General features: G+C 58.2%; 14 protein-coding genes. 1 reads left to right on the top strand and 13 read right to left on the bottom strand.

Annotated elements, in window-relative coordinates; all coding sequences use genetic code 11:
* Window positions 1–961, top strand: a protein-coding gene (locus NKG99_RS28310; RefSeq protein WP_352872368.1) for an IS630 family transposase whose coding sequence is annotated in 2 segments (ribosomal slippage) — window positions 1–339 and window positions 339–961 — 962 coding nt annotated over the 2 segments. Because the reading frame shifts where the segments join, the coding sequence is not laid out codon by codon here. This gene is flagged as partial in the annotation.
* Window positions 962–1,095: 134 nt separating this feature from the next.
* Here NKG99_RS28310 and NKG99_RS28305 read toward each other — a convergent pair.
* The 13 genes from NKG99_RS28305 to NKG99_RS28245 all read right to left on the bottom strand — a co-directional run bounded on the left by NKG99_RS28305 (window position 1,096) and on the right by NKG99_RS28245 (window position 10,119).
* Window positions 1,096–1,764 (bottom strand): uracil-DNA glycosylase, encoded by a 669-nt coding sequence (locus NKG99_RS28305; RefSeq protein WP_352872366.1) that lies wholly within the window; start codon window positions 1,762–1,764, stop codon window positions 1,096–1,098.
* A complete protein-coding gene (locus tag NKG99_RS28300; RefSeq protein WP_352872365.1) occupies window positions 1,761–2,909 on the bottom strand; it encodes a nucleoside triphosphate pyrophosphohydrolase family protein in 1,149 nt (382 codons plus the stop codon). Before NKG99_RS28300 ends, NKG99_RS28305 begins: the two co-directional genes overlap by 4 nt.
* Before the next feature lie 162 nt (window positions 2,910–3,071).
* Window positions 3,072–3,662: an Nmad2 family putative nucleotide modification protein gene (locus NKG99_RS28295; protein WP_352872364.1), complete on the bottom strand. Its 591-nt coding sequence runs from the start codon at window positions 3,660–3,662 to the stop codon at window positions 3,072–3,074.
* 3 nt (window positions 3,663–3,665) lie between these two features.
* Entirely contained in the window at window positions 3,666–4,082 is a 417-nt protein-coding gene (locus NKG99_RS28290) for a hypothetical protein (protein ID WP_352872363.1), read from the bottom strand.
* Between the two features lie 11 nt (window positions 4,083–4,093).
* Window positions 4,094–4,747, bottom strand: a complete 654-nt coding sequence (locus tag NKG99_RS28285) for a dCTP deaminase (protein WP_352872362.1) — start codon at window positions 4,745–4,747, stop codon at window positions 4,094–4,096.
* A complete protein-coding gene (locus NKG99_RS28280; RefSeq protein WP_352872361.1) occupies window positions 4,748–5,284 on the bottom strand; it encodes a hypothetical protein in 537 nt (178 codons plus the stop codon).
* On the bottom strand, window positions 5,265–5,534 hold the full coding sequence (locus tag NKG99_RS28275) for a cell division protein ZapA (protein ID WP_352872360.1): 270 nt from the start codon (window positions 5,532–5,534) through the stop codon (window positions 5,265–5,267). Before NKG99_RS28275 ends, NKG99_RS28280 begins: the two co-directional genes overlap by 20 nt.
* A gap of 55 nt (window positions 5,535–5,589) precedes the next feature.
* Window positions 5,590–6,315 carry a hypothetical protein gene (locus NKG99_RS28270; RefSeq protein ID WP_352872358.1) on the bottom strand — a complete coding sequence of 242 codons (726 nt, stop codon included), beginning with the start codon at window positions 6,313–6,315 and terminating at the stop codon, window positions 5,590–5,592.
* An 85-nt stretch (window positions 6,316–6,400) separates the two neighbouring features.
* Window positions 6,401–7,072, bottom strand: a complete 672-nt coding sequence (locus NKG99_RS28265; protein WP_352872357.1) for a C1 family peptidase — start codon at window positions 7,070–7,072, stop codon at window positions 6,401–6,403.
* Window positions 7,072–8,097: an ImmA/IrrE family metallo-endopeptidase gene (locus NKG99_RS28260; RefSeq protein ID WP_352872355.1), complete on the bottom strand. Its 1,026-nt coding sequence runs from the start codon at window positions 8,095–8,097 to the stop codon at window positions 7,072–7,074. Before NKG99_RS28260 ends, NKG99_RS28265 begins: the two co-directional genes overlap by 1 nt.
* Window positions 8,090–8,461, bottom strand: coding sequence for a helix-turn-helix domain-containing protein (locus NKG99_RS28255; RefSeq protein ID WP_352713227.1), 372 nt, complete (start codon window positions 8,459–8,461; stop codon window positions 8,090–8,092). Before NKG99_RS28255 ends, NKG99_RS28260 begins: the two co-directional genes overlap by 8 nt.
* A gap of 1 nt (window position 8,462) precedes the next feature.
* Window positions 8,463–8,759: a hypothetical protein gene (locus NKG99_RS28250; RefSeq protein WP_352872353.1), complete on the bottom strand. Its 297-nt coding sequence runs from the start codon at window positions 8,757–8,759 to the stop codon at window positions 8,463–8,465.
* Window positions 8,760–9,696: 937 nt separating this feature from the next.
* Window positions 9,697–10,119, bottom strand: a complete 423-nt coding sequence (locus tag NKG99_RS28245) for a hypothetical protein (RefSeq protein ID WP_352872352.1) — start codon at window positions 10,117–10,119, stop codon at window positions 9,697–9,699.
* Window positions 10,120–10,163: the final 44 nt, after the last annotated feature.

Here is a 10,163-nt window from a genome sequence, read left to right as displayed (position 1 = left end):
TGGGCAAGCCTTATTCGATGGATCTTCGCGAACGGGTTGTTGCGTCAGTTGAGCAGGGTGGCCTGTCGCGGCGGCAGGCGGCAGTGCGCTTTGAGGTTGGGATCAGCACCGTCATCAGATGGGTGAGCCGGTTGCGCGAAACGAACAGTCTTGCGCCCGGCAAGATGGGTGGGCACAGGCCGAAGAAGATTGCCGGAGAGCATCGGGAGTGGCTGCTGCTGCGCTGCCGGGCCGCCGATTTTACGCTACGCGGACTTGTGGCCGAACTGGCCGAGCGCGGCCTTGCGGTCGATTACCGCTCGGTGTGGGAGTTCGTCCACGCCGAGAAGCTCAGTCACAAAAAAAGACGCTGATCGCGGCTGAGCAGGATCGCCCGGATGTGGCGCGCCGGCGGGCACAGTGGGCAAAGTATCAGGACCGCATCGATGCTTCCCGTCTGGTGTTCATCGACGAGACATGGACCAAAACCAACATGGCCCCGCTCAGGGGATGGGCGCCGCGCGGCGAGAGGATCAAAGCCAAGGTGCCACACGGCCATTGGAAGACAATGACCTTCCTGGCGGCGTTGCGCCATGACCGTGTCGATGCACCATGGCTCATCGACGGACCGATCAACGGCGAGCGTTTCCAGCTCTATGTCGACAAGGTTCTCGTCCCCACCCTCAAGCCAGGCGACATCGTCGTCATGGACAATCTCGGCTCACACAAGGGCAAGGCCGTGCGCCGCGCCATTCGCTCAGCCGGCGCCAGGCTGTTCTTGCTGCCGAAATACTCGCCCGACCTCAATCCTATCGAGAAGCTCTTCGCCAAGCTCAAGCACTGGCTGCGCAAGGCTGCCAAGCGAACAGTCGAAACCGTCTGTGACGCCATCGGCCAAATCCTCGGCACCGTCACGTCAACCGAATGCCGAAATTACTTCACAGAGGCAGGCTATGCCCAACCTAAATTCATCCCGCTCTAGGGGCCGGATTGTTCACGGTCGACGGTTGAAGATGCAGGCTCCTCAGCCGGCATGCGGCTCAGGAAGATGCCGGTGCATCGCAGAGCCATGCCGAAGACAAGCAAGCGCCCCACCCTGTAGAGAGAACCAAACGGTTAGAGCAGATGTAACTGGGCTTCCCGAGCGGGCTTAGAGCGGACGCAGTAGAATTCCTCAAGGCGGCCTATAAACTCACTCTGCCCCCCATAGCTAGGGTGACGAACCGCAGTTGCCTCAAGGCCGAGGTCCGCCAAAGCTGCTTGGGCATCGCGTCCAATGGCAACAAGATGTTTCGGCCGTAAGGTGTCGATCAGCGCTTCCAAAATGGGCTTGCACGCCAGTCGCTCGCTACGGGTATGACACCGATTTGTCATCGGCTCATTGGGGCCATGCGGATGAAACGGAAAGACGTTCCAGAGAAAGATCGGTTGTTCGATTGAACGCAGCATCTGCCACACAACGGTAGCGGTGCGCTCGGCCACGGGGGGGCCTTTGGTCGCTCTCATAAGTGGTTCGGTACCGAGAAGTTCTGCGTGCCAATCAAGATGCGCTTCGTCAGTTAATGCCAGGCCTGTTCGGCGGCCACCCCGATAGCCAAGATCTCGAGCAATCCAGAAGGACTGAACCCCCCTCTCGATTGCTGCATTTAAGACGGCTTGCAGGTTCCGACGGCGGACGGCTGGCGCATCTTTGGCGTCACACTCTGGGCACGCGTCGGCGTAGGGATTGAACGCGTTGGCAAAATGGTAGGACGCGAGTTCTTCGACAAAGTCAGCTGGTTTCATGGCGCAAGCTCCTCCACCATCATATCACGTTTGTCTAGATCAAGGATGAGGCGCCCACGTCGATACTGGCGCAAAAAGCGATAGGCGGCGTTTCCTTTCAGGATCGCTTCTTCCCAAAGCCACAGCGGGCACTGCTCCGCTTCAAAACCTTGGACGAAACTCCTCACGGTCTTCAGGAGGTTGAAATCAACCTCATCGCGTCCCTCGAAGAACTGATGTTCCTTGGCTCTCGCGAAAACGTAGGCCGCAACACCTTCTTCGAGAATAATCGCGCGGGCACCGTCCTCACCGTCATCGACTTTGGTCTTGCTCTTTCGTTTGAGCTTCAATAGAGCCCGAGTTACCGGCGACCAACCGAGGACGGCTGCATAGGCATAGTGAAAAGCGTCGTGAAAGCGATAGAAGTCTTCCACGACACTATTATCAGTTAGGCGGTCCCCGATATTGACGCCGTTGCAACGCTGATAGACGTATTGTTTGGAGCCAGAATTGCGCTCGAAAATCTCAATCGCGAGCTTTCGAGGCAGCTGCTCCTCAGAGGGGAATTCCAGATCAAACAGCGGAGGCGGAATGCGGTCCGTTGGCCAGCGATCCTGCGCCTTCCGCAGATTGTGAACCGCCGCGTCTCCCAAGGTCACGCCTGCCTCGTTGGCCGCGTGCACCAAATTGCGGAAAATGATCTTGAGCTTTTGTGCAAAAGCGGTTGGGTCAACGTATGATAGGGCTTCACCGTCGCTATTGGTAAGATTGCCTACCGAATTAGCCAGTTTCAGAAGCGTTCGTGCGAATTCCGTCGTGGGCGCTGCAAGGTTAAGCGTCTGTTGCGGTTGCAGATTGACGAAGCGAAGCGCCTCGGCGGAGCCGGATTCGAATTCCTCCGCAATATCAGCTAGCCGGATATTGGCATGGGCTGCAATAACCGCGAGGTACCAAAGCGCATCACCGAACTCCTCGATGACACCGCTTTCGTACGAGTCGTAGGCCTTGGAGTCTCGCTGCTTCTTTTTCACCTCGCTAAGGAGACTGCCGGTTTCACCAAACAGTCCGAGGATTGGCAGGCTCAAATTTCTGGATTTCAGGCCTGTTCGATCCGTCTTGACCGCTAAATCTTGATATTCGTTTAGTGATAGAGTTGATCCATCCATCGCGAATCCCCCGCCAGACCAGATTGCCAGATGATCGCAGCGTAAGGAATCACAGAGGCGGAACTTCGGCGGGCTGTTGCTTGTCGGTAACAGGCAGTTCGGGGCGGTACGCTCGGTTGATCAGAGAACCGCAGTTGCGCTGAAGCGCCAAACGCTTCAGCGTCACCAATGCCCAGGCTCATCGACATACCCGCGCTCGGGCAACGTCTCCAGCCAACCCCCTATAGCGGCTCGCTGTCCGTCGGAAAATTGGCATTTGTGGTATGGCCCTTTTTTGATCAGAAAACGCACGTGCTCCGGGATAATTGGAGCCGATTTCCCGAAATAAGCGAAGTCGGTCGCAAGCATGACCTTTTCCGTCTTACCGGTATCGCGTTCCCTGTTTCCGACACTCAGACTGCCATCGTCTTCGCTATGGAAAGAGTCGATCTGCTGGAATGTGCCGTCGTTCCCGGTGTGGTAGATGTTGTCGCCATAGCGATGCATCATGTTGCCGTTCATGTTTGGCTTTTTGCGCGCGAAGCGCGGATCTGACCAATAGCCGTCGAAGGAGGTGATTTCCGATATTCGCATCCAGTAGACGAGGCGGTCAGTAGCCTGCAGGTCCGTCGAGCCTGTTCCGATTATGAGGTCGCCTGCGCTCGCAAATTTTCGAATCATCGGCTTGCAATTTGCTAGCGTACATACGCCCCAGAAGGGGTTCGGCGCAAAGCCAAGGTCATGTTCGACGACGTAGGAGTAGATTCGGGTCACGGCTCAGCACTTATTGCGTTTGATGCGAGGTTTTGACCTTTGCTCCCCGCCCGGCTGTTCCCAGACATCCGTCTCGCCCTTAAGCGTCGGGGTCAAGACTTTGGAATCGCTGTCAACTGTGGCGGCGTATTTTCCGATCGATTCGGGGACACGGCCTGGACCATCCTCGTCCGCGCGCAACCAAATTGCCACGACCCGAATGCCGGCGCCGGCAAAGGCCATCGTCCGAGCATCAATGGTACCGCCGTCTTCTGGCGCGGCCGGAAGCCCGATGACGCCGATGTCAGTGTGCGGGTCGATCGAGGAAACAGCGTACGGAACATCGTATCGTGGATTGTATCCTGCCGCTTGCAGGATCGCCTCGATTTTTGCGCGGTCGTCGTTATTGAGGTGTTCGTTGAAAACGTAAGCGTCTGCCATTCACGATCCTCCTAAGGCTTTAAAGCCATGCTCGCAATGACGCCGGATATCGCAGCAACCGCGACGCCGCCAGCAAGTGTCAGTATACCGAGTGCGTAGGAAATGCGTCGCTCGATTTGATCCATCCTTTTGTTGATCGAGTTGAGCGATGCGGTCTCGGTCGGGAGTAACCCCATCAGAGTCGTGTCGATCCCGCGAAATCCGGGTTTTTTCCGGGCATATTGTTCCGTCGCGCCATCGAGACGCGCAAACCAGATCAGGAAAGCGTCTTGGTCGCACCGCACCGTCACTGTCTGCGGCCCCGCGTTAAAAATAGCGAACAGAAGCTTTCCCTTGTAGCCCGGATCGACATGAAATCCGCTTACATTCACAAGACCGCTATTTTTTAGCGTACTCTTCATGTTGATGAAGCCGAGGATATCATGCGGGAGTGTTACGAACTCTCGCGTGGTCAAATAGGCGAACTGCCCGGGCGGTATCACGATAGGCGCCTTGTGCTCTAAGCGTTCAACCAGGCCCGGCTTGCGGGTGTCTCGACCTTCGGGGCTGATGAAAGCCTCGTCACCGATCCGCAGAGTATAGGCCGCGCAATCGACCCGCTGCGGGTCGAATGGCGCAATCCAGCCGCCGCCATGTTCAGCGATGAGGTCACCCGATAGAAACATCTACGTCTCCTGTGCGTAAACCTGCCTGCGCGCAAGCTGTCGTCGACGATCGTCTACGAGAGCGTCGAGATCAAAGCCAGCCGCTTTCGCGCTGCACACGATCCACTCTGAAAGCGCGGCGTTTGCGGCAAGGGCGATCGCACGGAATTCCTCGAGATGATCAATCTTCTCGCATGCGTCGGCGAAACGTCCAGCGTGGTCGGTAAAGTCGAGGTCGGAGATCGCATCCCCGATCAATCCTCCTGTTCCTACGTCCGGCAACGCTTGGTTCAGCGCATTTGCAGCGCTCAGCGCAACTAGAAACGCGTCGACAAGTGTTTCCCTTCTGGTTTTGACTTCGGCATCACCCCGAGCAAACCGCCCTGCGTATTTCGCGAAATGCAAACCGTAATGCTTCAGCCGATCCAGGCGCGACATCGACAATATGTCGAAATGATTGTGCAAATCGTGCTCATGCTGTGCTCGCTGTCGCGTCCGCATCGAAATGCGGGGTTCCTTCGGGCTTGCTTGTCGATTCTTATCTGTGATCGGCGCCATCGTTGAAGCCCGCCTCCGCCTGCTCAAGTTGCTCATATGCCAGGATGCCAGCCATCAGCATGGCCTGGATCGGCTCGATTTCCGCGGAGACCGCTTTAGTCACTTCGCCAGCGTCATTTTCAAAGCGCTTGGCAAGCCGACGAGCCTTTTCCTCTTCTCCCTCGATACATCCGATAACGATGCGTTGGCCGAGAAAGTCGACTTCGATCTGTCCGATACCCTCAAAGGCCGGGAGCTTTGCGTCGTTCATAGAATCAATCCTTTTTTTATTGCAGCGCTCGCAGATTTCGTCCAGGGGCGCAGATTTATCGAGCGCCAACCAGATGTTGCACACTGCTGCGGCTCGACGAGGCAGTCAGGGCAGTTGGATCGTCGCAAGCTGTTATCAGATCGAAAACCTCGCCACGTTGCAGGTCTGGATCGAGGCACGCATGCGTGGACTGGATTGTCAGCGTCCCAATGTCAAAACCCGTTTCATTGGCGATGAACTGCAGCAGGCGGCCGAGGCCAATGAGATTACCAAGCGTGCGCTGGACGTAGTAGTGGTTGCGATAGACGGCCATCATGCTGAGCCGCCACATATGTCCCTCGCGCTCGGGCTTCAGCTCGATGAAGCTCAAGCATTGCCGGTTCATTTTCTTGCGCAGATCGCGAGCCGGATCGAAGAGTGCGATCTCTGTCACGTTGCCGAAGAACTTCGCTTCTCCGCTTCTCATCGCCCGGAGCGTATCGATATTCGCGGAAAGCTGATTGACGGTTCCCGCACCCTTGCCACTACCGGTCGGCCAGGCGACCATACGCTGAAAATAGCGACCCCACTCGCCCTGACGATGCATGCGGCGCTCGTAGATCTGCATGTAGCGCTTCGTCAGCGCATCGATGCCGTCGCCTCTATCAAGGGCGGCGGGGAAGATCGTATTTGCGACCGTGCTGACGCCGCATTTGTCATGATCGCGCAGGAACGCGTCGACCTGACACACAATCTCGTCCTCCCCCGGCGAAAATCCGGTCGGATCTTCGATATGGAGCATAAGCCCGTGTTGATCACCGTCGGCCTTAAGCCGGAGGGCAGCTCTAACCCATGCGGAGACGGGAGTGGGTGCGGGCGTCATGGGATTATACATCGTCGGATGCTCCATCTTGGATGACGAAGGCGCCGGCAAAGCGGCGGGTGAGGTAGGTTTCGGATAACCAGGCGTAGCCTGCCCATCCCCATCCCAGTCCCCAGGAGTTGCGGACCAGAAAATGCGATACGCCATTAACGTAGCCGTGTCCGGCTAGGACGACCGCATGCGCCAGTGCAGGATCGATCGGAATATGATCCTCCGCCATCAGCGCCTCCGGTCCGATGAACCGTGCCGCCCGGTAAAACGCGGGCGAAATGAACAATGCGATGACGACAGGTGAGCCCGAATCGATCTCAGAGCGCCAGCGATCAGCATCGCTGCTGCGTTGGCCGGTATCGCAGCGGACGACGACTGGCCGTTGGCCGGGCGGCTGATAGGGATTGGGGCAAACGTCGCGACCTTGGTAAGGCCAGAACACCTCATCCGGTTGACCGTCATTCAAGATCGCCACACAGGTCGCTTCAATCGTCGAACCTTGGTCCGGCTGCAACCCGTCACGTCGCGTTGCGTGGTAATAGAGCCATTCAGGAGACAACTGGCTTGGGTGCTTATGCGCCGCACGGTGGGTCGCACTCGCCGCGAAAGACAGGCAGGTTGGGCGCCGGCCTTGATCGCGGGCCGGCTCAAGCCTATTTCTCAGATCAGCGACGACATTCAACATCAGCGCGCACCGCCCGCGTGTTTGAACGAGGGGCGAAACAGTCCTGCATCGTGCGAATAGACAGGCCTGTAGTCGAACGACCAGCGTTTGGGATCGTCCTCCGGAGCCCACTGTCGGCGCTCCCACAAAGTATAGACACCGTGCACGGTCGCGTCGGACGCACGCGCGAGCACATGTCGGATCGTCGGAGCCCCAACGACCCCTTCGGCAACCTGTTCGCGACCATCTTTGAGTATCGCGAAACCAGCCATTTCCAGTTCGTCGAAATTCCAGACGCACCCGGCGTTACTGTCTTCTCGCAGCTTGACCACGAACAAGTCGTCCCGACCGGCTTCGATCACCGTACCCTCGTCTCGCTCCGTCAGGTGCCACACATCGATGTTTTGCGTGGACCCAATTGGATAGTCGGGCACGAGTGCACGCTTGATCGTCGCTGGTTGCGCTATAACAAGCTGCTTCCGGATTCCGGTTGCAATGACCCTGTTGCGCACTAGCGCGTAGAGTGTCGCGCGATAGCTTGCGCCAACGCGCAATGCCATTTGGTAGACGATGTTAGCATTCTGAAGATGCTGCGGCGTCCAATGGTGACGCTGCATGAGTGCCGTAATCAGCCAGTCAGGCACGAGGAAGTATGACGCGAAAGCATCGGCTTCTTGCTCGGCGGGTGGAAGGTTGATGTAGTCCCGAGCATGATCCGGCGACCGGCGCAGAATACTATCATCGTCCGCATGGGGATCATGGTTCAGCACATGGTGTCCAAGCTCGTGGGCCGCGGTGAAGCGCTGTTGGCCAAGCGGACGACGCGTCGTCAGAATGATCCCTGGATTGCCCCCCTCGCGCAGATAAGCCCCCAAGAGCGGTTCAAGCTTCCGGAAAAGCAAGGGGACATTCTGTCTGTAAATCGAGCCGAATACGTCCACGCGATGCCCTCGCGCGGCGCCTTGATCCAGGCCGAGGTCGCGCTGAAGGCGCAGCGCTGCCCGCATGCCCTTCAGGACTGCGTCGCGCGTGGGCGCCCTAGCCATTCTTGGTCACCTTCGAACGGGAGCGCAGGAATTCCGCAAAGCTTGCCAGCTCACCTCTGTCGTTCTCTGACAGATCGCTCACGGTGCGTGCCAGGAATGCGACGTCTTCGGGCACGTGCTGCTCGGATTCGCCGGTAAACCAGGACGTGGGCCGCTCGTAGAGAGCGGCTAGGCTTTTCATTTCAAGGGCGCCGACACCCCTCTTGCCTGCCTCCATTTCCGAAATTGCCGAGCGCCGGACGTTCAGATGGTTCGCCGCTTCTTCTTGTGTGATGCCCACATATTCACGCGCGTCCTTGAGGCGCTTGCCGAGCTGAACGGCCTCGGGGTTTGGACCGGCAAATCCAACAGGGGTCCGTGCCATATTACACCTCCTCGCTTTCATGCTGGCTCACTCTCCACGCCTCACGACATGTCTCCATGACGGTCACTACGCAGTGTTCGACACTACGGAAGCCACCAGCTGGCATTACGTCGTCCGGAAGATTGAGTGCGAACTCTTCCTCGATACGCAAAACAACCCGGACCATCACCAGCGAGTCAACCGCAGGCTCCCATGCCGCGCGTGGAGCAGGACGGTCATTGATAGCCGTACTGATTTCATTTCGGATTGCGTCTTCAAACGCTCTAGCAGGGAACATGATGATACCTCGCATGTCCATTTATCCGACTCCAATCTAGCACATGTCTGAAAAACAGACAACATGGCGGTGCACAACGCGGCTGATTTAAGTTTCCTCCGACCCTACAGCCCCGCGGCGATGGCAGCTTTTCTAGTTTGGGAAATTCAAAGCAGATTGACCGCTTGCGGCCCAGCCTGCGAACCTGGGTGTTGGAGCTGAAAGATCGGCTCGGCTTCAAGCGAGCGGCCGTAGCTGCGCGGCGACAATCAAGGTGAGGTGCGCCAGGCCAAGCTGGCGAGTTCCAGCCGGTGCGAGTCGGGCCCGGGTAAGGAATAGCGCCCGCCCGGTAGGTGAGTGTTGCGGCGTGGGAGGTGACGACCACGGCGAAGCGTCCACAGCAATTATGCGGGGTGTGGGAGTGAGCCACGATAGTGATAAGATTGCAGGGGCCGAGACGTTCTCATCCGTCGAAGGCAATATGTGCGGAGCCGATAAGCGGGGCACCGCGGCCCTGCCGGGGTCTAGGGCCACATCACGTATGAAAGGAACGCGTCGGAACCTGGGAGATCTCCTGCCCGGCAGGGCGGCGTCAAGCCGCACCGGTCCGCATCGGGAAGGCGAGGAGCCGTAGCCGACGATGAACGGACAGGAGAAGTCTGACTCCGGCATAGTAGCCGTGAAGCCGACGAACAAAGCCGGACAACCGGCAGCGGAGTTGGTGGAGCCAAGGCCGGGGACGAAGGGGAACGCGGAACAGCAACGCATGCACCGGACACAGAGTCGGGCTCGCATGTCCCAGTCGTTGGACCGCGTACGGAAAGCCGCAAGGCTGAGGAAGAAGGAACGGTTCACCGCGCTCTTCCACCATATCAATGTCGACACGCTTCGGACGGCGTTCTACGCTCAGGCGCAAGGATAGAGAAACTGTTGCGTGTGGCCCTGCACTGGTCGAGGAAGAAGAAGTCGTCGTCACCGATCAGGTTGAGCTTACGGCAGAGGTCGAGCAGCTCGGCGTCCTTGAGGTCGAGGAGCGTGTCCTCTCGAAGGACTTGTCGTCGAGAATCTGAGGGACGACGTTGATGCCGAACCGTCGCACCTTGTCACGCAGTTCCACCACGGCCGCGTTCCAAACGTAGTTGATGGCTGCGTCGAACAGACCGCTGACGACGGCGACACACATTTTGACGATCCGCTCATCGCGCAGGTGCGGAGGGATCTTCTTGATCAGGCGTGGGAGCTGGGACCAAGCATGGGCGATCTGGTCGTCCTCGGCGAGCACATTGCGGGGGACTCCCAACGCGGCGGTAAGTTGGGCTAGCATGGGCCAGGAGAGAGGGGTCACGTCGGGCAGTGTGACGGCGGGCAGGTCGGTCTTTGGCTTAACTAGGACGTTGCTCATACCTACTCCTTGCATCGACGAGACCATCTCGCCCCATCGGTAGT

Source organism: Mesorhizobium sp. M1409, from assembly GCF_040317535.1.
In the GTDB taxonomy this organism is placed as follows: domain Bacteria; phylum Pseudomonadota; class Alphaproteobacteria; order Rhizobiales; family Rhizobiaceae; genus Mesorhizobium.
The sequence above is the reverse complement of the archived record's forward strand: the minus strand, read 5'-3'. Positions and strand labels throughout refer to the sequence as shown.